Source organism: Brachybacterium halotolerans, from assembly GCF_016623465.1.
In the GTDB taxonomy this organism is placed as follows: domain Bacteria; phylum Actinomycetota; class Actinomycetes; order Actinomycetales; family Dermabacteraceae; genus Brachybacterium; species Brachybacterium halotolerans.
Map to the genome: position 1 here is coordinate 70,381 of NZ_JAEDAJ010000005.1, position 20,722 is coordinate 91,102.

Annotated in this window: 17 protein-coding genes; 12 read left to right on the forward strand and 5 right to left on the reverse strand. The window is 72.6% G+C overall.

Translation table 11 applies throughout. The features are described 5' to 3' along the window. Positions 1 to 177 precede the first annotated feature (177 nt). The 4 genes from I8D64_RS10310 to I8D64_RS10325 all read left to right on the forward strand — a co-directional run bounded on the left by I8D64_RS10310 (position 178) and on the right by I8D64_RS10325 (position 4,930). On the forward strand, positions 178 to 1,452 hold the full coding sequence (locus tag I8D64_RS10310) for an SPFH domain-containing protein (protein ID WP_200502482.1): 1,275 nt from the start codon (positions 178 to 180) through the stop codon (positions 1,450 to 1,452). A gap of 161 nt (positions 1,453 to 1,613) precedes the next feature. Further along, positions 1,614 to 2,912, forward strand: coding sequence for a TFIIB-type zinc ribbon-containing protein (locus I8D64_RS10315; RefSeq protein ID WP_246482955.1), 1,299 nt, complete (start codon positions 1,614 to 1,616; stop codon positions 2,910 to 2,912). Positions 2,913 to 2,924: 12 nt separating this feature from the next. Further along, positions 2,925 to 3,233, forward strand: a complete 309-nt coding sequence (locus tag I8D64_RS10320; RefSeq protein WP_200502484.1) for a hypothetical protein — start codon at positions 2,925 to 2,927, stop codon at positions 3,231 to 3,233. After that, the gene (locus tag I8D64_RS10325; RefSeq protein WP_200502486.1) at positions 3,230 to 4,930 is read left to right on the forward strand and encodes an FAD-binding dehydrogenase; all 1,701 of its coding nucleotides are present in this window, start codon (positions 3,230 to 3,232) and stop codon (positions 4,928 to 4,930) included. The genes I8D64_RS10320 and I8D64_RS10325 overlap by 4 nt, the downstream gene beginning before the upstream one ends. Here I8D64_RS10325 and I8D64_RS10330 read toward each other — a convergent pair. After that, positions 4,915 to 5,787, reverse strand: a complete 873-nt coding sequence (locus I8D64_RS10330; protein ID WP_200502488.1) for an NAD(P)-dependent oxidoreductase — start codon at positions 5,785 to 5,787, stop codon at positions 4,915 to 4,917. The two genes, I8D64_RS10325 and I8D64_RS10330, sit on opposite strands and share 16 nt — an antisense overlap. A 36-nt stretch (positions 5,788 to 5,823) precedes the next feature. On the opposite strand from I8D64_RS10330, the gene I8D64_RS10335 reads away from it, so the two are divergent. Beyond that, positions 5,824 to 6,678: a sulfurtransferase gene (locus I8D64_RS10335; protein ID WP_200502490.1), complete on the forward strand. Its 855-nt coding sequence runs from the start codon at positions 5,824 to 5,826 to the stop codon at positions 6,676 to 6,678. Between the two features lie 135 nt (positions 6,679 to 6,813). Next, positions 6,814 to 7,449: a uridine kinase family protein gene (locus tag I8D64_RS10340; RefSeq protein ID WP_214651183.1), complete on the forward strand. Its 636-nt coding sequence runs from the start codon at positions 6,814 to 6,816 to the stop codon at positions 7,447 to 7,449. A gap of 23 nt (positions 7,450 to 7,472) precedes the next feature. On the opposite strand, the gene I8D64_RS10345 is transcribed toward I8D64_RS10340, so the two are convergent. Then, a complete protein-coding gene (locus I8D64_RS10345; RefSeq protein WP_246482956.1) occupies positions 7,473 to 9,302 on the reverse strand; it encodes an alpha/beta hydrolase in 1,830 nt (609 codons plus the stop codon). Between the two features lie 117 nt (positions 9,303 to 9,419). On the opposite strand from I8D64_RS10345, the gene I8D64_RS10350 reads away from it, so the two are divergent. The 3 genes from I8D64_RS10350 to I8D64_RS17930 all read left to right on the forward strand — a co-directional run bounded on the left by I8D64_RS10350 (position 9,420) and on the right by I8D64_RS17930 (position 12,572). Next, positions 9,420 to 10,361, forward strand: a complete 942-nt coding sequence (locus tag I8D64_RS10350; protein ID WP_200502492.1) for a phosphoglycerate dehydrogenase — start codon at positions 9,420 to 9,422, stop codon at positions 10,359 to 10,361. A 290-nt stretch (positions 10,362 to 10,651) separates the two neighbouring features. Beyond that, positions 10,652 to 12,352 (forward strand): BCCT family transporter, encoded by a 1,701-nt coding sequence (locus I8D64_RS10355; RefSeq protein ID WP_425490295.1) that lies wholly within the window; start codon positions 10,652 to 10,654, stop codon positions 12,350 to 12,352. Continuing rightward, entirely contained in the window at positions 12,306 to 12,572 is a 267-nt protein-coding gene (locus tag I8D64_RS17930; RefSeq protein ID WP_425490296.1) for a hypothetical protein, read from the forward strand. Before I8D64_RS10355 ends, I8D64_RS17930 begins: the two co-directional genes overlap by 47 nt. 117 nt (positions 12,573 to 12,689) lie before the next feature. Here I8D64_RS17930 and mtnN read toward each other — a convergent pair whose 3' ends face one another. Continuing rightward, complete coding sequence (gene mtnN, locus I8D64_RS10360) at positions 12,690 to 13,517, reverse strand: 5'-methylthioadenosine/S-adenosylhomocysteine nucleosidase (RefSeq protein ID WP_200502497.1); 828 nt, start codon at positions 13,515 to 13,517, stop codon at positions 12,690 to 12,692. A 70-nt stretch (positions 13,518 to 13,587) separates the two neighbouring features. Here mtnN and I8D64_RS10365 point away from each other — a divergent pair, with 70 nt between their 5' ends. Then, the gene (locus I8D64_RS10365) at positions 13,588 to 14,499 is read left to right on the forward strand and encodes an alpha/beta hydrolase fold domain-containing protein (RefSeq protein ID WP_200502498.1); all 912 of its coding nucleotides are present in this window, start codon (positions 13,588 to 13,590) and stop codon (positions 14,497 to 14,499) included. Between the two features lie 72 nt (positions 14,500 to 14,571). Here the strand turns inward: I8D64_RS10365 and I8D64_RS10370 are convergent, their stop codons facing one another. Next, a complete protein-coding gene (locus I8D64_RS10370) occupies positions 14,572 to 15,279 on the reverse strand; it encodes a lysoplasmalogenase family protein (RefSeq protein WP_239204398.1) in 708 nt (235 codons plus the stop codon). A 148-nt stretch (positions 15,280 to 15,427) separates the two neighbouring features. Next, positions 15,428 to 17,167: an arginine--tRNA ligase gene (gene argS / locus I8D64_RS10375; protein ID WP_200502499.1), complete on the reverse strand. Its 1,740-nt coding sequence runs from the start codon at positions 17,165 to 17,167 to the stop codon at positions 15,428 to 15,430. A gap of 221 nt (positions 17,168 to 17,388) precedes the next feature. On the opposite strand from argS, the gene I8D64_RS10380 reads away from it, so the two are divergent. After that, positions 17,389 to 19,266, forward strand: coding sequence for a DUF7937 domain-containing protein (locus I8D64_RS10380; protein WP_200502500.1), 1,878 nt, complete (start codon positions 17,389 to 17,391; stop codon positions 19,264 to 19,266). Positions 19,267 to 19,365: 99 nt separating this feature from the next. Further along, positions 19,366 to 20,712 (forward strand): uracil-xanthine permease family protein, encoded by a 1,347-nt coding sequence (locus I8D64_RS10385; protein WP_200502501.1) that lies wholly within the window; start codon positions 19,366 to 19,368, stop codon positions 20,710 to 20,712. Positions 20,713 to 20,722 lie beyond the last annotated feature (10 nt).

The following is a 20,722-nucleotide window of genomic DNA, read 5'->3' on the forward strand; positions in this document are numbered from 1 at the left end:
GGCCGCGCCCCGGCGGGGGGGGGCCCCCCCCCCGCCCCCGGGGGGGCGCCCCCCCCCCCCCCCCCCGCCCTCCGCACAGCCCCCTGTTCGGGAACTCCACAGCTCCTCCTCAGGGCGGTCGATAGCATGGTCCGCATCACATGACGACCGGCCTCCCGGGGGACGAAGGAGATCAGCATGGGCTTCATCCAGGCATTCAAGGGCGCGATCGGCGGCATGTTCGCCGACCAGTGGAAGGACTTCCTCACGGTGCCCGACGGGCTCCCGGCGACGGCAGCCCTGTTCCCCGCGGTCCCGCGCGGCACCAACGCCGGCCGCGGCTCGAACGTGCGCGGCTCGCAGTCGATCATCACCAACGGCTCGCGGATCCTCGTGCCCGAGGGGTACGGCCTGGTCACGGTGCTCGACGGCAAGGCGACCGGCTTCATCACCGAGGCCGGCGGCTACGAGTTCCAGGGCGATGCACCGGACTCGAAGTCCGTCTTCGCCGGGGACGACGTCATGTCCTCGACCGTGGGCATGAGCTGGGAGCGCTTCAAGTTCGGCGGCCGCCCCACCTCCCAGCAGCTCGCGTTCTTCGTGAACCTCAAGGAGATCCCCGATAACCGCTTCGGCACGCAGTCCGAGATCTACTGGGACGACGCCTACCTCAACGCTCAGGTCGGGGCGCTGGCCCGCGGCTCGTACACGATGCGGATCCTCGACCCGCTGCTGTTCGTGCACAACTACGTGCCCGCCTCGTTCATCACCGAGAACGCCGGGGTCTTCGACTTCTCCGACCCGGACAACCCGGCCGGCAACCAGCTGTTCCGCGAGGTGGTGTCCTCGCTCGCCGCCGCGTTCTCCCGCTACACGAACGACCCCGACAAGGGGAACCGGATCACCCGCATCCAGTCCGACGCCGTCGGCTTCGCGCAGTCCCTCGCGGCCGTCGTCGAGGAGGACTACCGCTGGTCGAGCGATCGCGGGCTCGCGATCGTCAAGGTCGCGATCGCCTCGATCGAGTACGACCAGAACACCCGCGCCCTGCTCAACGACGTCCAGAAGGCCGACGCCCTCTCCGGCAACCGCTCGCAGTCCTTCATGAACCAGGCCGTCGCCCGCGGCGTCCAGGGCGCCGGCGAGAACGGCGGCGGGCAGGGGCTCGCGATGATGGGCATGGGCATGAACGCCACCGGCGGGATCGTGCAGCCCTCGCAGGCCCAGACCCCTCCCGGGCTGAACTTCGGGAACCAGCAGGGCCAGCAGCAGGGACAGCCCGCACAGGCCCAGCCCGCTGAGAGCCAGTCCGCAGGTCCGTCCGACGGGGCTCCGGTCGACGGCGCCTCCGGCTCGGCTCCGGCCGCGGACGACCCGGTCGCCAAGCTCGGCCAGTACAAGCAGATGCTCGACCAGGGGCTGATCTCGCAGGAGGACTACGACGAGGCCAAGAAGAAGGCGCTGGGTCTCTGACCCGGCCGTCGGCCCCTGGCAGCTCGAGACCAGACCACGGAAGACCCGCGATGAGCCAGCAGCCCGGTGACCCCGCGCGTCCGACCGGACCCGCGGGGCCCCCGCCCGCTGCGCCGGGAGCGCAGCCGCCGATGCAGCAGCAGCCGGGGGTGCAGCCCCCGATGCCGCAGCCCCCGGCGCAGCAGCCGCCGTCGGCCCCCGGCGCTCAGCCTCAGCCACCCGCCCCCGCCGAGCAGATCCAGGACGCGATCGACGAGGCGACGTCGGGGGATCGGATCATCGACACCGATCGCGGGAAGAGCCACGGGCTGGACAAATGCCCGCGATGCGGGTCCTCCGACGTGCACTACCGGATCGAGTCCCGTGCGCTGGTGTGCGACTACTGCCGCAACGAGTGGAACGAGGACAACGCCGAGAAAGCCTTCCACCTGGACACCCCGATCCAGGAGCTGCGCGGCGACCACATCGCCTCCGGCGCCCAGGACGTCCAGGCCGGGGACTCGATGGTCACCATCAAGTGCCAGGGCTGCGGTGCCGAGATCGTCGTGAAGTCCGACGAGACCCTGCAGGCCCGCTGCCACTGGTGCCGCCAGGTGCTCTCGATCAACCATCAGATCCCCAACGGCGCCGTCCCCGACGCGGTGCTGCCCTTCACGCTCACCCGCGAGCAGGCGGTCGAGCAGATCAAGACGTTCGTCGACTCCCGCCGCACCTTCGCCAACCGCACCTTCGTCAAGGAGTTCGTGCCGGACAACGTCAAGGGCGTCTACATGCCCTACATGGTCGTGGACGGCAACCTGCACACCGACCTGCGCGGCACCGGCGAGATCACCACCCGCACCTACACGGTCCAGCGCCGCGTCGGGAAGGACCAGACGGTCTCCGAGCGCTACTGGGACGCGAGCGTCCACGAGCTGGGCCGCAGCTTCGACGTGCTGGTCAACGACCTCACCGCGGGCTCCTCGCGGCAGTACGACCGCACCGACTCCTCGGCCGCGACCAACTACATCCTCGACGCGGTCCAGCCGTACGACACCCGCGAGGCGCTCGTGTTCAACCCGAACTACCTCTCGCGCTTCACCTCCGAGCGCCGCGACCTGGACATCGACGACCTCGACGAGCGGGTCGAGGACAAGTTCCTCACCATCGCGCGCGAGAAGGCCCGTCCCACGATCGCCCAGTACGACCGCGGCGTGCGCTGGGAGCGGGAGGGCGTCGCGATCCGCGGCACCCGCTGGATCACGATGTACGTCCCGGTGTGGCTCTACAGCTACTACCAGCAGACGTCGAAGGGCAGCTACGTGCACTACATCGCGGTCAACGGCCGCACAGGAAAGACCATGGGGTCCGTCCCCGTGTCCCATCCGCGGATCTTCAGCCTGGCCTGCGCGGGCGGCGCGGTCGCGACCGCCGCCGCGGCGGTCGTGGGCTGGGGAGTCTTCCTCACCCAGGGATTCTGAGAGGAGCAGGCCATGGACACCATCCTCGCGGCGCAGGTGCTGCTGGCCGACGGCGGCAGCTCCGAGGGCGGGCTGTTCGCCCTCGCGCTCCCGTTCGTCGTGGGACCGGCCGTGTTCGGCGCGATCTACGGCGGCATCTACCGCTACTACCGCAACAAGGACAAGCGCTTCGGCTTCGAGCGCGAGACCGACATCCAGGTCGGCAACCTCCAGGCCTTCGACCGCCGCGTCGGCGACAAGAACCGGCAGCGCAGCGCCACGATGTCGGGCGCGAACCAGGACGATCCGCTGCAGCGCGTGGGACGGCTGGAGGTGCGGTGAGCACCCCTCCCGCCGCTCGCCCCGCTGCGCAGCACCCCCTCGAGGCCGACGCGATCGTCGTGGGCGCGGGCCTGGCCGGCCTCGTCGCCGCCTGCGAGATCGCCGACGCCGGGCACGACGTGCTCCTCCTCGAGCGCGAGGGCATGGCGGACCTCGGCGGGCAGGCGCACTGGAGCTTCGGCGGCCTGTTCCTCGTCGACAGCCCCGAGCAGCGTCGCCTGGGGATCCGCGACTCCCTCGCGCTGGCGCACCAGGACTGGATGGGCTCCGCGCGCTTCGAGCGGCCCGAGGACCACTGGCCCCGCGCATGGGCCGAGGCCTACCTGCGCTTCGCCGCGGGGGAGAAGCGCGCCTGGCTGCACGGGATGGGCGTGCGGTTCTTCCCCGTCGTCGGCTGGGCCGAGCGCGGCGACGGCACCGCCGAGGGCCACGGCAACTCCGTGCCCCGCTTCCACGTCACCTGGGGCACCGGCCCCGGCGTGCTCGAGCCGTTCCTGCGACGCCTCGCCGCGCACCGCGAGAGCGGGCGGATCCGCCTGCGCACCCGCCACGACGTCGAGGCGCTGATCGGCGAGGACGGGCGCGCGGTCGGGGTGCACGGGCACGTGCTCGAGGCCGACGCGACGCCCCGCGGAGTCGCCTCGACCCGTCGGCCGACGGACGGGTTCGAGGCCCGGGCCGGCGCCGTGCTGCTCGCCAGCGGAGGCATCGGCGGCAACCCCGACCTGGTGAGGGAGCTGTGGCCGCAGCGCCTGGGCACGATGCCCCGGGACGTCGTGCGCGGCGTGCCCGCGAGCGTCGACGGCGCCGGCATGGTGATGGCGCGCGACGCGGGCGCGCACTGGATCAACGCCGACCGCATGTGGCACTACACCGAGGGGCTGCGGAACTGGGACCCCGTGTGGGAGGGGCACGGGATCCGCATCCTCCCCGGCCCCTCGTCGCTGTGGGTCGACGCGCGGGGGGAGCGGCTGCCCGCTCCCGCCTATCCCGGCTTCGACACCACGGGAACGCTGCGGATCCTGCGCGAGCGCGGCGGCGAGCACTCGTGGTTCGTGCTCACCCGGCGGATCATCGAGAAGGAGTTCGTGCTCTCCGGGAGCGAGCAGAACCCCGACCTCACCGGCAAGGACCTGCGCGCGGTGCTGGGGAGGGTGCGGCCGGGTGCACCGCCGCCCGTGCAGGCCTTCCTGGACCGCGGCGAGGACTTCGTGACCGCGAGCGACGTGCCCGGCCTCGTGCAGAAGATGAACGCCCTGGTGGGGGAGGACCTCGTGGATGCCGAACGCCTCGAGACGCAGATCCGCGCCCGTGACGCCGAGGTCGTGAACCCCTTCGCGAAGGACACCCAGATCACCGCGATCCGCGGCGCCCGCCGGTACGTCGGCGACAGGCTCATCCGCACCGCGGCCCCGCACCGCCTGCTGGATCCTGCGGCCGGCCCGCTGATCGCGGTGCGCCTGCACGTGCTGCTGCGCAAGACCCTCGGGGGCCTCGAGACAGACCTCGAAGGCCGCGTGCAGCGCGCGCCCGCGGCGGGCGGCGGCGCGTTCGACGGCCTGTTCGCCGCCGGTGAGGCCTCCGGCTTCGGGGGCGGCGGCTACCACGGCAACTCGGCGCTCGAGGGCACCTTCCTGGGCGGATGCCTCTTCTCGGGCCGACAGGCCGGGCGGGGGATCGCTCAGGAACTGGGCTGATCCCCGGAGGCGTCGTGCACGAACATCGCCGAGAAGTCGTGCTCGCCGCGGTCCGCCTTCTGCTGGCCCTCGAGGGAGTCCAGGGCCGCGTGCAGCGCGGGCAGGTCCTCGTCCTCCCCTGCGCTCGCCACCGTGTCGAGCATGAGGCGGGCGTCCTTCGCGATCGCGTCGACCGTGAAGTCGCCGCCCTCGGTCGAGCGCTCGCCGCGCACGAACGGCCCCTTCATGCCGGCGATGAACGCGAGGCCCGTCGAGCCCAGCATGTCGAGCGTCGCCGCGTCGGAGACCCCGCACGCCGCGCCGAGGGCGAGCGCCTCCTTCAGCCCCTGCGCGCTCACCGCGAGCGCGAGGTTCGCGAGCAGCTTCCCGGTCGCGGCCTCGCGACCCGAGCCGACCTGGACGAGGCGATCGGGGTCGGCCCACGGGGCGACGAGGTCGGCGACCTGCGCGCGGCGGTCCGCGTCGGCCGAGCCGACGTAGACCCCGAGCATGCCCTTGCGGGCCGGGCCCAGCGTGCCCACGACCGGCGCGGCGACGTAGGAGGCGACCGCGCCGGCGAACTCGTCGGCGTCGGCGGGGGAGACGGTCGTGGTGTCGACCCAGGTCACGCCAGCGGGGATCAGACCCGGACCGGTGACGACCTCGCGGACGGCGCCGGGGCCGAAGAGGCTCGTGACCACGACGTCCGCGCCCTCGACGGCCTCCTCGGGGGCGTCGACGACGCGCGCCCCGCCCTTCTCCACGACCCGTGTGCGCTCGCGGGTGCGGTTCCATGCCACGAGCTCGTGGCCCGCGCCCAGCAGCTGCAGTGCGAGCTCGGTGCCCATCCGTCCGGTGCCCAGGAATGCGATTCTCATACCGGACAGTCTGGCACTGCTCCTAGAGTGGCATCCATGGATTCCGCGCCCGCCCTGCCCCCGGTCATCGACGTCGATCGCTTCCGCGCGCTGCGCGCGCAGCCCGGGGTGCGGGTCGCCGAGGTGCGCTGGGCACTCGACGGGTCCAAGGACCGCTCGACGTTCCTCGCCGGGCACGTGCCCGGCTCCGTCTATGTGGACCTCGGCGCGGATCTCGCCGCCGCCGCGAAGCCCGAGGCAGGGCGGCATCCGCTGCCGGACCCCGCCGACTTCGCCGCCACCCTGGGCGCGGTCGGCATCGGGGACGGCGCCACCGTGCTCGCCCTCGACGACACCGACGGCTCCCAGGCCTCCCGCCTGGTGTGGATGCTGCGCGCTCTCGGCGTCGAGGCCGCCCTGCTGGACGGCGGGCTCGGTGCCTGGACCGCCGCGGGCGGCGAGCTCTCGACCGAGGACCCCGCGCCGGACGCCGCCGTGTTCACCCCGAGGCCGTGGGGGACGGCGGTGACCGCGACCGCCGACGAGGTCGAGGCGGCCGCCGGGACCGAGGGCTCGGTCGTCATCGACGCCCGCGCGCCCGAGCGGTTCCGCGGCGAGACCGAGCCCGTGGATCCGCGCGCGGGCCACGTCCCCGGCGCGATCAACGTCCCGTTCGCGGGCAACGTCGGGGCCGACGGGCGCTTCCTCGACCCGCGCGCGCTGCGTGAGCGCTTCGCCTCCGCGGGCGTCGGCGAGACGGACGAGATCATCGTCTACTGCGGCTCGGGCGTCACGGCGACCCACGACCTGCTCGCCCTCGAGCGCGCCGGCTTCACGGGTGCACGGCTGTTCCCCGGCTCGTGGTCGCAGTGGAGCGCGGACGAGGGCCGCGAGGTCGCGACCGGGGAATGAGGGACCGGGGCGGCGTCGCGATGACGATGCGGCCGATCGGGGGAGCGGGGAGGCAGGCGTCCGTCTGTCGTGGTCCGCGCGCTGCGTATGTCGTGCCCGGGAAGCAGGGCACGAAGCCGCAGTAATCTCTTCAGCATGAGTATCGAGCCGGGCGCCGCGGTCGGCCATGAGGATGCCCCCGCGTCGGATCGCTTCGGCGCTCCCGACGAACGCATCGTGCAGGCGATCGGCGATGCCGCGGAGAGTGCGCGACATCCGATCGTCGTGGGCATCTCGGGCTTCTGCGGAGCAGGGAAGTCGGTGCTGGCCAGACAGCTCGAGCCGCTGCTGCCGGGTGCGATCCGCATGAGGGGCGACGATTTCCTCGACCCCGAGCGCTCCCATCGACGGTCATCGGACTGGGACGGGGTGGACCGCGAGCGTCTGCGCGACACCGTGCTCTCCCGTTTCCGCTCCGAGCAGCGTGGGATGTTCCGACGATTCGACTGGAGCATGCGCGCACTCGCCGAACCCGAGCCGGTCCCCGCCGGTCGGATCCTGCTGGTCGACCTCATCGGCCTGTTCCACCCCGAGGTGCTCGATGCCCTCGACCTCAGCATCTGGTGCGACGTCGACCTCGAGACGGCGGCCGCGCGCGGGATGGAGAGGGATCGGCGCCTGGGAAGGGACCACGAGAGATTGTGGCGCGAGGTCTGGATGCCCAATGACCGCGCGTTCTACCGCGCATTCCAGCCGCGCGACGCAGCGACGCTCGTCCTCAACTCCCGCTGAGACGTCGGGACCATCCGGGTCCCTCAAGCCTCCGCGATGCGCTCTCCGATCGCCCTCACCACACGCCCTCGATCCTCCGACGGGTCGAGCCCGAGGACCGCGGCCCAGACCAGCACGACCTCCTCGTGGTAGCTGTGGCCGTGGCCGCCGTCGACCTCGGCCGAGAGCGGCATGTCGGCCGCGATCTGCCAGAAGGTGATCCACGGCGCCCAGCCCACGGCGCCGGTGACGTCCCTGCCCACGCGCTCGCGCAGCCAGTCGGGCTTCTTCACCAGCAGGGACGGCTGCCACCAGACCACGGGATCCGAGGCGTGCTGCACGTAGGCCACGCGCGGGGGCAGCCAGGGGCCGAAGGCGGGGCCCTGGCCGTGGAAGGGGCGCTGCAGATCGGCCGGCTCCGTGATGAAGCGGACGTGCTCGCCGTCGCCCACCACCGGCGCGATCTCCGGCGTCCCCGGTCGCCGTGCCTCGGTGAGCTCGCGCCAGATCGGCGTGAAGCCCGGTGTGCCCGTCCACACCGCGCCGTCGATGCGCGCGAGCATCTCCGTCACGTCGCCGAAGGCCGCCTGCCCGGCGAAGGAGCCGAGCGACTCCCCGGCCACGAACAGTCGCGGCCGCTCGCTCTGCGGCATCGCGTCGAGCCGTCCGCGCACCGCCTCGAACAGCAGGCGCCCCGCGCGCTGAGGGGTGCGCCGGTCCAGCACGTAGTTCAGGGCGCTCGAGTACACCGAGTACTGCAGCGAGGCGGTCGCGCAGTCCCCGCCGGTGAGGAACTCGACCGAGGACAGCGCCCACTCCTGCAGCCACCCCGTGCCCGTCCCCGTGAACAGCACGAGCGCCTCGCGGTCCCAGGCGCGGGTGCGGTCGAGCTCGGCGACCACGGCCGCGACGGTCTGCTCGAGCGTGCGGTCCGAGCGCTTGCCCGCGTAGACGCGGATCGGCGTGCGCGCGGTCGCGCCCGTCGCCCGCGCGATCTCCTCCGCGCTCGCCGCGGAGGAGACGATGCGCCGTCCCGCGGCGCCTAGGGACTCCCAGCTCTCGTTCGAGGCCCTCGACCCGGACACCAGCTCGGAGGCGGGACGTCGCAGATCGGGGGAGAGCAGCCGGTTGGCCTGCTCCGCGCGCTCGATCATCCGCTCGAGCAGCTGACCGCGCACCAGGCGGTCGATCGCGACCGCGAGCGTCGCCGAGGTGAGCAGGGCGGAGCCGATGCCGACGGCGAGCGGCGGCAGATAGGCGCGCAGCAGCAGCCGGTACAGGCGGGCCGTCGCGCCCACGACACGCGACGCCATGAGCACGCCGGCGAACATCCCGAGTCCCGCGGCGGTGCCGACGGCATGCGTGGCGAGGTTCTTCGGCTCGCGGTCCACGAGCACGCTGATCTCCCGCTGCCGCAGCGCACCCCGCGTCCACGAGTAGGCGGTGATCCCGACCAGCGCCGCCGCTCCGCCCCAGCGCAGGATCTCCCGGCGCCGCCGGCTGAGGGGCTCGCGCGCCGCGGGATGGGGGAGGCGGCGCACGAGCATCCGGCCGCCGCGGCCCAGCACCACGCCCGAGGTGTAGCCGTAGGTGGTGGACAGCGCGTAGTTCGCCGCCCACATCCACCAGGTGCGGGGCAGCAGGCTCGGGGAGGTCGCGATCCAGCCGGCCATGCTCGCGCCCAGGAAGCCCGAGGCGCTCAGCGGGGTCGTGGTCGCCACGCGGCCCGCGGCGCGGCGGATCATGCGGCGCGTCGCCCGCGGCGCCACGTCGGCATGGACGGTGCGCGCGAGGCGGCCGAGAGCGCTCAGCAGGCGCCGCGAGGACGAGGGGGAGGGGGCGCGCGTGGGGCGGAGTGCCGAACCGATGCGCATGCACCCAGGCTAGTGCTCCCTGCCGGCTTCCTCTGCGCTATGCGGTGTCCGGGCTATGCAGTGTCCGGATCCGACGTCGGGCCTGCGCCCGCGCGCCCGGCGTCCTAGCCTTGTGCCATGAAGATCCTGCTGCCGGACACGATGGACCTCGACCCCGACCTGCCCGAGGGGTGGGAGGCCGTCGTCGTCGACGCCCGCGAGCCGATCCCCGCCGAGCACCATGACGCCGAGGTCCTCGTGGTCTGGGGCTCCTCGCGCCGCCACCTCGAGTCGGCCGCGCGCGACCTGGGCTCTCTCCGCCTCGTGCAGTCCCTCGCCGCCGGGGTCGACGGGATCCTCGCCGCGGGCTTCGCCGAGGACGTGGTGATCGCGACCGGCGCCGGCCTGCACTCGCGCACCGTGAGCGAGCACGCCCTCGCCCTGCTGCTCACGCTCGTGCGCCGCCTGCCCGAGGCGCGCATCGCCCAGGAGCACCACGAGTGGTCCGGCGAGCTCGGCGGCCTGCAGCCCCTCCATCCCGAAGGCCGCCTCACCACCCTGCTCGACGCCCGCGTGCTGATCTGGGGCTTCGGCGAGATCGGGCAGACCCTCGCCCCGATCCTCGCCGCGCTCGGCGCGCACGTGCGTGGGGTCGCCCGCAGTGCGGGGGAGCGCTCCGGCTTCGAGGTCATCGCGGCGGACGACGTCATCTCCGCCCTGCCGTCGACCGACGTCCTCATCGACATCCTCCCGGCCTCCCAGGAGACCGCGGGGGCCGTCGGCCGAGAGGTCCTGGACGCCCTGCCGGACCACGCGATCCTCGTGAACGTGGGACGCGGGGCGACCGTCGACCAGAGCGCCCTCCTCGAGGCCCTCGAGGAGGGACGCCTGGGCGCCGCCGGCATCGACGTCACCGATCCCGAGCCACTCCCGGCCGACGACCCGCTGTGGGGAGCGCCGCGACTGCTGATCACGCCCCACGGCGCGGGCGGACGCCCCGTCGGCGCCGACGAGCGGATCGCGCGGAATGTCCGCTCGCTCACGCTCGGCGAGGAGATCCTGCACACCACCGCGCGCTGAGCCCGGCCGCCCCTCCGCGCACCTGGTCCCGGACTTAGGCGCTCCGACTCCGCTGCCCACGAACGCCGCGCGAGCCGCCGCGCGGCCGTCCCACCTGCATGGATGGGCGGCCGCCTCGGGGGGAGTCGGGGTGCCATCGCGCCACGGAGCGCGGCCGCCCGCGCCGTCGTCCGCCGGATCCCACGCCCCGGCGATCGCACCGGGTCGCAGGTTAAAGTGAAGGGATTTTGTCCCGCGCCCCCACCGTACGAAAGGCCAGGCGGCCGCGCCTCCTGGCCGCACACCCCTGTATGAGCAGCGACACCGATACCCATCAGCTCCTCGAGCAGCTCGATGCCGCGAAGGCCTCTGCCGAGAACTCGCCGCCCTGCCGCAAGGGGCTCGACAAGTTCGTCTTCTTCCCCGCCGCGATCCTCGCCGTCGCCTTCGTCCTCTGGGGCGTCATCAGCCCCACCGGCCTCGGCGGCGTCGCCACCTCGATGCTCAACGGCACCATGTCGAACTTCGGCTGGCTGTTCGTCATCGCCGGCTCCGTGTTCACCGTCTTCGTCATCGTGGTCGCCTTCAGCCGCTTCGGCTCGATCCCGCTGGGCAAGGACGACGAGGAGCCCGAGTTCAAGACCAGCTCCTGGATCGCGATGATGTTCGCGACCGGCATGGGCATCGGCCTCATCTTCTACGGCGTGGGCGAGCCGCTCTTCTTCTACCTCTCCCCTCCGCCCAACACGGTCGAGCCGGAGGCCGCGCAGGCCGCCGCCACCGCCATGGGCCAGACGGCCTTCCACTGGACCCTGTATCCGTGGGCGATGTACGCGATCGTCGGCCTCGGCGTCGCGTACGGCTCGTTCCGCCTGGGCCGCTCCCAGCTGTTCTCCTCGATGTTCACCGGCCTGTTCGGCGAGCGCGCCGTGAACGGCGTCGGCGGGAAGATCATCAACATCCTGGCGATCCTCGCGACCCTGTTCGGCTCCGCCTGCTCCCTGGGCCTGGGCGCCCTGCAGATCGGCGGCGGCATCACCGCCTCCGGCCTCATGGACAAGGTCACCAGCCCGATCCTCGTGATCATCATCGCGGTGCTCACCGCGTGCTTCGTGGCCTCCGCGGTCTCGGGCATCGAGAAGGGCATCCAGATGCTCTCGAACATCAACATGGTGCTCGCGGTGCTGCTGGCGATCATCGTGTTCATCGGCGGGCCCACCCTGTTCATCCTGAACATCATTCCGTCCACCATCGGCGAGTTCATCAAGGACCTGCCGCAGATGGCCTCGCGCACCTCCGCGAACGGCGGCGGCGACGTGCAGACCTGGCTGTCCACCTGGACCGCCTTCTACTGGGCGTGGTGGATCTCCTGGTCGCCCTTCGTGGGCCTGTTCATCGCCCGCATCTCCCGCGGCCGCACCGTGCGCCAGTTCGTCACCGGCGTGCTGCTGGTGCCCTCGGGCATCTCGATCCTGTGGTTCGCGATCTTCGGCGGAGGGGCCATCGGCCTGCAGGAGCGCGCCGAGCAGGCCGGCGACGCCGCGAAGAAGCTCGCCCAGACCGGCGACGACATCAACTTCGACACCGTGCTGTTCGACCTGCTGAACCACATGCCGGTGCCGCACTGGGTGTACATCATCCTGGTCGTGCTCTCGGTGGTCCTGGTCGCGATCTTCTTCGTCACGGGCGCGGACTCCGCCTCGATCGTCATGGGCGGTCTCGCCGAGAACGGCGCTGAGGAGCCGCGCAAGTTCCAGGTCATCTTCTGGGGCGTCGCCACCGGCGCCGTCGCGGCGGTGATGCTGCTCGCGGGCGGCGACGATCCTGCTGAGGCCCTGAACGGCCTGAAGAACATCACCATCGTCTCGGCCCTGCCCTTCGTGATCGTGATGCTGCTGCTGTGCATCTCGATCTGGAAGGACATGTCCAAGGATCCGCTGGTGCTGCAGAACCGCCTCGCGCGCCGTGCTCGTCGACTCGGTCTCGGCCGGCATCGACATGCACGACGGTGAGGTGTTCCAGCTGCGCACCCACCCCGCGCCCTCGGACTCCGACAGCGAGCCCGCGCTCGTGCCCACCGGCCGTCGGGCTGACGGGACCCCGGCGAGGTACGCCGTCGCCGACGGGGAGAACACCCATCGGGCCGACGCCCCGGCGGGTGACACGGCCGATGCTCCGAGCGACGCCTCGGCGGACGCCGACGAGAAGGACAAGGGCACGGACGAGCGCTGAGCGCCCGAGCCCGAGCTCGACCCGAGGGACCACCTCGGACGCACGGGAGCCCCCGATCCGCCGCAGCGGGTCGGGGGCTCCTGAATGTGCGGGGTGGGGAGAAGGGGGCCCGCCCGCTCAGCCCGCCGCCACGTCCTCGAGCAGCCGGCAGACGGCGCGGGCCGACGTCTCGGCGACCACGTCGAGCTCGAGATGGAACTGCTCGTCGGCCTCCGGCCCGCAGAGGTCCGAGATCGCGCGCATCGCGAGGAACGGCACCCCCAGCGAGGAGCAGGTCTGGGCGATCGCCGTGGACTCCATGTCGGCGCTGAGGGCGCCGGGGAAGCGCTCACGCATCGGAGCGGCGATCTCGGCGGTCACGAAGGCGTCGCCGGAGAGCATGAGACCGCGGCGCACCCCGTGCGCGCTCGCCGCCTCCTCGGCCGCGCGCGCCGCGAGGTCCACCAGGCGCGGATCGGTGCGGAAGCGCTCGGGGCCGCCGGGCACCTGGCCGGGCGCATAGCCGAAGGCGGTCGCATCGGCGATCGAATAGGTGAAGGACTCCCCGATCACGAGCGTGCCCACGCCGATCCCGGAGGCGAGGCCACCCGCCGAGCCCGCGCTGATCACCAGGCGCGGCCGCTGGGTGAGGATGCCCCAGGTCGCCGCGGCCGTCGCCGCGCTGATGCCGATCCCGCTGGTCGCGACCACGGCGTGGAGCCCGCCCAGGGTGCCCGCCCAGGCGTGGGCCGGGGCCGACAGCGGGAGATCGACGCGGCGCGGGGAGAGCATGCGCTCGACCAGCGGCGAGGCCTCCTCGTCCATCGCGGCGAGGATCAGGACGGGGCCGTTCCCTGGGAGGACAGGGCGCTCGGCGCCGGGGCCGACGGCAGGACCGACGGCGGGGTCGGCGTCGGGGTCCGCGGCGGGGGAGTGCGCGCCCGAGGGCGTGGTGGAGGACGTCATGCCGTGCAGGCTACCTGCGGCTCGGAGTCGCTAGGCTGGTGGGGACCGAGCCCACCGCACAGGAGACGTGATGAGTCGTATCCGCGACGCCGCGATCATGGCAGGACGCACCGTGCGCCGGCTGCCTCTGCCGAAGGCCTTCTACACCCATACGCTGCGCGAGGCGCGCCGCCCGATGCCCGGCGGCGGTGTCCTCAAGCGCCATGCGGTGGACGTGGAGATGATCGACCGCACCCGCTGCGTCTGGCTCGACCGCCACCACGCCTCGAACGGCGTGATCGTCCACCTGCACGGCGGCGCCTTCCTCTCCGGCCCGTTCCCGGGCGACTGGGCATGGCTCTCCCGCCAGGCCGACGCCCAGCAGTGCGCGGGCCTCCTCGTGGACTACCGCACCGCGCCGGACCACCAGCACCCCGTCGCCCTCGAGGACGTCGAGGCCGTGCTCGCACGCCTCGCCGGCTCCGGTGCGCTCGGCGAGGCGCCCTGGGTGCTCTCGTGCCACAACGCGGGGGCCGCGCTCGCGCTCGCCGTCGTGCGCCGCATCCGCGACGGCGTCGGCCCGCTGGCCGACATCCCCGAGCCCGCGCTGGTCGTGCTCATGTCCCCCTGGGCGGACCTCGAGCTCGCCAACACCGGCATGACCGAGACAGGACGGCGGGACTTCCCGCAGGAGCGGCGTCTGCTCACCCTCGCCGCGCAGTCCTACGCGGGCCGCACGCCCCTGGACGACCAGGACCTCTCCCCGGTCAACGCCCACCTCCACGACCTGCCGCCGATCCACCTCAGCGTGGGCACGGACGACATCTTCCTCACCGATGCCCGCGTGCTGCGCCTGCAGCTCGAGGAGGCCGGCCCCGAGGTCTCCTACCGGGAGATCCACGGGCGCCTCGCCTTCCTCTCGGGTCTGCGGCCGGGCGAGGAGATGGGGCGTCTGCTCACCGAGCAGCGCGCGGCGATCGCGAAGGCGCTCGGCACGGACTGAGCGGCCGACTGACGCCGACTCACTGAGCGGCCGACGGGCCGATGGTGCGTTCCGGTCGCGCCGACGGGCAGATCAGCCCTCGATGATGACGAGCGAGGCGCCGCTGCTGGGCTGAGGGGCCCAGCGGCGCGCCGGCACGGTGCGCAGCAGTCCCAGCACCAGCAGGGCGTTGCCCGCGATGTAGGAGCCCATCACCCACAGGTCGGACTCGGGGATCCAGGCGCCCGGCAGGAACCAGGACATCCCCAGCACGGAGCTCGAGAGCAGCAGCAGGGTGCCGCCGATCCAGGTCAGCGGGTTCACGCCGGCCGAGAGGAAGGCGACGGCGGCGAGCACCAGCGCGTAGACGACCAGCAGCGGGAGCAGGCTCCCGGCGCCTCCCGCGCACGCGAGGAACAGCCCGATGACCACGCCTCCGTAGGGGATCGCGAGCAGCAGGTGCAGCCCGTCGAGCTCGCGCAGCCAGTACGGGGCGAGCGTGGCCGCGTAGACGATGAGCGCGAGCAGGAACAGCACGGAGGTCGCGCCGTGCGCCCACGGCGTGAAGCCAGGGGCGATGTCGGCGAGGAAGGCCAGGGCGAGCGCGAAGGTGAGGCGCTTGGCCATGCGCTGGGTGAGCGAGAGCGCGCTGAGGACCGCGACGATGAGCGCGGGCGCCAGCAGGGCCTTGGTGGCCAGCGCGAGGGCGCCGGTGTTCGTCACGAGGGCGATCATGTGCAGGACGGCCGCGACGATGTAGACCGCCCACGCGGCCGCATGCGTCCTCCGGCTTCTCACCACCGTCACAGGTTACGAAGCGCCGGCGCGTGATGACCAGCGACTTCTGTACCGCAGCAGGACACGGTTCGGTCACGAACGGACACGGTTCCGTCACGGCGGCGACGAACATGCACCCATGACCGGACATGCCGGATTCCCGGGCCGGTCGTCACATGCGCTGCGGCGCGCGCACCCCCAGCGCGTCGAGCCCTTCGACCAGGACCCGCTCGGTGAGCTCGGCGAGCGCGAGACGGCCCGCGCGAACCTCGCCGTCGGACTCCTTGAGGATCGGGGACGCGTCGTAGAAGGCCGTGAAGGCCTGTGCGAGGGAGAACAGGTAGGCGCACAGCCGGTGCGGCTCGTACGCGGCACCGACCTGCTCGAGCGTGGGACCGAACTGCAGCAGCTCGAGGGCGAGCGCCCGCTCGGCGTCGTTCTCGACGCGGGGGGCGGGGCCGGCGGTGACGCCCTGCTCGGCGGCGCGCCGCGAGATCGAGCGGATGCGCGCGACCGCGTACTGCAGGTAGGGGGCGGTGTTGCCGGTGAGGGCGAGCATCCGCTCGAGGTCGAAGACGTAGTCGGAGTCGTGCGCGGTCGAGAGGTCCGCGTACTTCACGCCGCCGATGCCCACGGCGTGCGCGATCTCGGCGCGCTCGTCCTCGGGCAGGTCGGGGCGCAGCTCGTCGATGACGCCGCGGGCGGTCTGCACGGCCTCCTCGAGCAGGGACATCAGGCGCAGCGAGGTGCCCGAGCGGGTGCGCAGGATCTTCCCGTCCTCGCCCAGCACCGAGCCGATCTTCACGTGCGTCGCCTCGACGGCGTCCGTGAGCCAGCCCGCCTCGCGCGCGGTCTCGAAGACCATGTTCATGTGCAGCTCCTGCGCGGTGCCGATCACGTAGGCGATGCGGTCGGCGCGCAGGTCCTGGATGCGATGGCGGATGGCGGCGAGGTCGGTCGTGCCGTACCCGTAGCCGCCGTCGGACTTGCGGATGATCAGCGGCAGCGGCTTCTCGTCGCGGCCGATGAAGCCCTCGGGGAACACGCACAGCGCCCCGTCGGAGATCCGGGCGAGGCCGTCGGCCTCGAGCTGCTTCGCGACGATCTCGAGCTGGTCGTTGTAGCTGGATTCCCCGGCGAGGTCGTCGTCCGTGAGGGTCACGTCCAGCATGTCGTAGATGCGGTGGAAGTACTGCTTGGACAGCTCCACCAGTCGGGTCCAGATCTCCAGGGTCTGCTGGTCCCCGGCCTGCAGGGTGACCACGCGGGAGCGCGCGCGGTCCGCGAAGGCGGAGTCGCCGTCGAACTTCGCGCGGGCGTGCTGGTAGAAGGCGTTGGGGTCGCTCTCCAGGAGCTTCGCCTCGTCGCCGTCCTCGCCCACGTCCAGGAGGTGCTCGATGAGCATGCCGAAGGGCGTGCCCCAGTCGCCGATGTGGTTCTGGCGCACGACGGTGTGGCCGAGCTTCTCGAGGGTGCGCGCGAGGGCGTCGCCCACGACCGTGGTGCGCAGGTGGCCGACGTGCATCTCCTTGGCGACGTTCGGCGCCGAGTAGTCGATGACCACGGTGTCGGCGTGGTCGGGCGCGGGGATGCCCAGGTGCGCATCAGGGAGGGCGAGCTCGGCCGCCTGGTTGCCGATCCAGTCCGTGCGCAGGCGGATGTTGAGGAAGCCGGGCCCGGCGATCTCCGGGGTCTCGGCGAGCCCGGTGAGGTCGACGGCGTCCAGGATCTGCTGGGCCACGTCCCGGGGCTTCGCGCCCACGCGCTTCGCGAGGCCCATCGCCGCGTTGCACTGGAAGTCGGCGAACTGCGAGGGGCGGATGATCGGATCCGCGTCGCGGAACTCCTCCCCGAAGGCCTGGGCGAAGGCGGACTGGAAGCGCTCGGTGAGCGCGAGCTCGGGTGCTGGCATGCCTCCCAGCGTACCCAGGCACGGCCCGCACGAGCACGCCCGCGAGCAGGCATGCGACCGCGGCCACGCTCCCGGCCCGTCGGCCGACGGCGCGCCCCGGACGGACGCACCGCCTCCCCGCCTAGAATCGGCCCGCAGAAGGCCCCGGAGCCCGGCGTCGTCCGACGACGACGGATCGGGCAGGATCGGGGCCGCAGGGTCGAGGAGCAGGGAGGGACCGGATGGCGCGCGACCGCCGTGGCTCACGGGGCGGGGACGAGGACTGGATCTTCTCCGCGGATCCCGGGACGGTCCCCACCGAGAAGCTCCCCGGCCGCGAGGAGGTCGAGCTGCTCGCCGCCGAGCGGGCCGGCCACCCGCGGCACCGCAGGCCCGTGCGTCCGACCGTGCAGACGGGCGGGCAGGACGACGGGCAGGCGGGCGACGACCTCCGCGACACCCGCACCGGCGCGCTCCCCGCGCTCGACGAGGACGGCCAGGTGCCCGAGGACGGCGCGGCCGCAGGGAACCGCGCGGGGACCGACGACGGGACAGGTGCCGGGACCGACGACGGGAACGGCACCGGGACCGACGCGGACTGGACCCGCGAGAGCACCGATGAGGACGCCCGCACCCTCGCCCCGCACGGCGAGGACGCCCCCGCGCCCGTCGGCGGCTCCTCGGACGCGGAGAACGGCTCCGCCGCGACCTACGCGCGCTCGGGCACCACGCCGAACGCGGCCGACGCCCCGGGGCGCTCCCCGGCGATCCCCGCGCGCTTCGCCGACCTCGGCGCCTTCGACGCCCTGCGCGACGTCACCGCCTTCGTGTGCCTGGTCGCCGCCCTGTCGACCTCCTTCACCCACGCCGGGTACACCCCGGTGGACCTCATCGGACGCATCGCGGTCGGCTTCGGCCTGCTCGTGCTCGTGGTGGTCCTCGTGCTGCGCTGGGTGCCGAAGACCTCGCCGCTGCGGCTCGTGCGGACCGTCCGCGTGATCGGCCTCGCGCCCGTGCTGCTGGTGGCCGTCGGCACGATCGTCGCCGACCTCGTGACCTCGATCCCCGTCATGTTCTCCCCGCTCCCAGAGGGCCCGCCTCTCGGTCTCGGGGCCGGGGTCTCCCTGCTGCTCGCGGGCGCCGTGGTCGGCATCGAGCCGCGCGCCCACGAGGGCTATCTGCCCTCGGCGCTCGCGCGGCGCCGCTCGCGCACGGTGATCGCCGGCATCGCCCTGGCCGCCGCGGCATCCTTCGTGTTCGCCGTGGTCATGCTCGTGGGCCGCGTCTTCGTCACCGGCTGGGCGTACTCGCTCATCACCTTCGCGAGCGCGCTCGTCTCCGCGCTCCTGCTGACGCTGCTGATCGGGGCGGCGCTGCGCCGCGACCGCTCCTGGTTCGTGTTCTGCGCGGGCGCCGCGTCGGGCCTGGTGATCCTCGCGATCGCCGACAACTCCCTGCGCCTCGAGTTCGCCGCACCGACCTCGTTCGCGACGGACTTCGTCTACCTGCCCTTCGTGTTCGCCGCCTGGGGCGTGATGATCTCGCGCTCGTTCGTGCGCACGATGCCGCTGAACTTCCAGCGCGTGGACTGGATCGTCTACGCCGTGCGCGCCTTCGAGTTCGGCGCGATCATGCACGCCGCCGCGATCGTGTGGAACCTGATCGCAGCGGTCGCCGCGATCGGGGGAGCGGGCATGGGCGGGCCGGTCATCCACGTGATGGATGCCGTGATCTCCGCGTGCTTCGTCGCGATCTCGCTGTTCGCGCGCCGCTCGCTGCTCGAGCGCCCGGCCGACGTGGCCCGCTCGAGCGCCGTCATCGCGGGCGTGGTCATGCTGGTCGTCGGCTTCCTCGACGTCATCGTGAACTCCCTGGCGACCGGCGCCGGGGCGGGGCTGATGACCGGCGGCGTCGCGCTCGCCGTGGGCGTCGTCGCGGCCCTCATGCTCACCGTGCCCGCGCCCGTGCGCGACGAGTACGGCGCGCCGGACCTCAGCCGCATGTTCGCCGACTTCCGCACCCGCAACGAGCCCGCCACCGCGGCCTCCCCGGAGCTGATCCCCGACGTCTCCGCGGAGCGCGCACGGATCAAGGTCTTCCCCGGGGCCGCGCGGCGCTGATCCGGCGGTCGTCGCGCTGATCCGTCGACCGTGCTGATCCGCCGACCGCGCTGACCGGCCGAACGCCCCCGACCCGCCCTCCTCACCCCTGGAGCACCCATGCCCGTCTGGACCCTGCACGGCGACGGCCGCTCCGTCGCCCCCGATGCGATCGTGCGCCCCGAGGAGCGCCTGGCGTGGCCGCTGACCATCGGCATCGGCGCCCAGCACGTGGTCGCCATGTTCGGCGCGACCTTCCTGGTGCCCCTGCTGACGGGCTTCCCGCCCTCGACGACGCTGCTGTTCAGCGGCATCGGCACCCTGCTGTTCCTGGTGATCACCCGCAATCGGGTGCCCAGCTACCTGGGGTCGTCCTTCGCGTTCATCGCCCCGATCACCGACTCCACGCAGGCCGGGTCGATGTCCGCGGCCCTCGGCGGGGTGCTCGTCATCGGCATCGCGATGGCGCTGCTCGGGCTGCTCGTGCAGGCCGTGGGCACGCGCTGGATCGGGCTGCTCATGCCGCCCGTGGTGATGGGCTCGATCGTCGCCCTCATCGGCTTCAACCTCGCGCCGACGGCCTACGGGAACTTCCAGAAGTCCGCGGTGACCGCGACCATCACGCTGTTCGCGGTGGTGCTGTGCACGGCGCTGTTCAAGGGCATGCTGGGCCGGGTCTCGGTGCTGCTGGGCGTGATCGTTGGGTACCTCGTCGCCGTCGCCCGCGGCGAGGTCGACTTCACGACCGTCCACGAGGCCCATTGGCTCGGGCTGCCCCAGTTCCACCACCCCACGCTGGACCTCTCGCTGCTGCCGATGTTCCTGCCGGTGATCGTGGTGCTGCTGGCGGAGAACGTCGGCCACGTGACGAGCGTGGGACTGATGACCGGGCGGAACCTCGACCACATGGTGGGGCGCACGCTCGCCTCCGACGGGATCGCCACGGCGCTCTCGGCCGTGTTCGGCGGCTCGCCGACCACCACCTACGGCGAGAACATCGGCGTCATGTCCGCGACCCGCGTGTACTCGACCGCCGCCTACTGGGTCGCGGGCGTCGTCGCGATCCTGCTCTCGCTCTCCCCGAAGGTGGGAGCTCTCATCAACACGATCCCGCCGGGCGTGCTGGGCGGCGTGACCTTCGTGCTCTACGGGCTCATCGGCATCGTGGGCGTGCGCATGTGGGTCGACGGCAACGTGGACTTCTCCCGCCCGAAGAACCAGATCACGGCGGGCGTCGCCCTCGTGGTCGGCATCGCGAACGTCACCTGGACCTTCGGCGGCATCCAGCTCACCGGCATCGCGCTGGGCACCCTCGCCGCGCTCGTCATCTACCACCTGATGGCCGGGATCGGACGGTTCACCGGGACGGACCGGGCGGCGGCCCCGACGGACCAGGCGGCGCCGACGGACCAGGCTTCGGCGCCGACGGACCACGAGCAGACGCGCCCCGTCGACCCGGAGCGGTGAAGAGCGACGA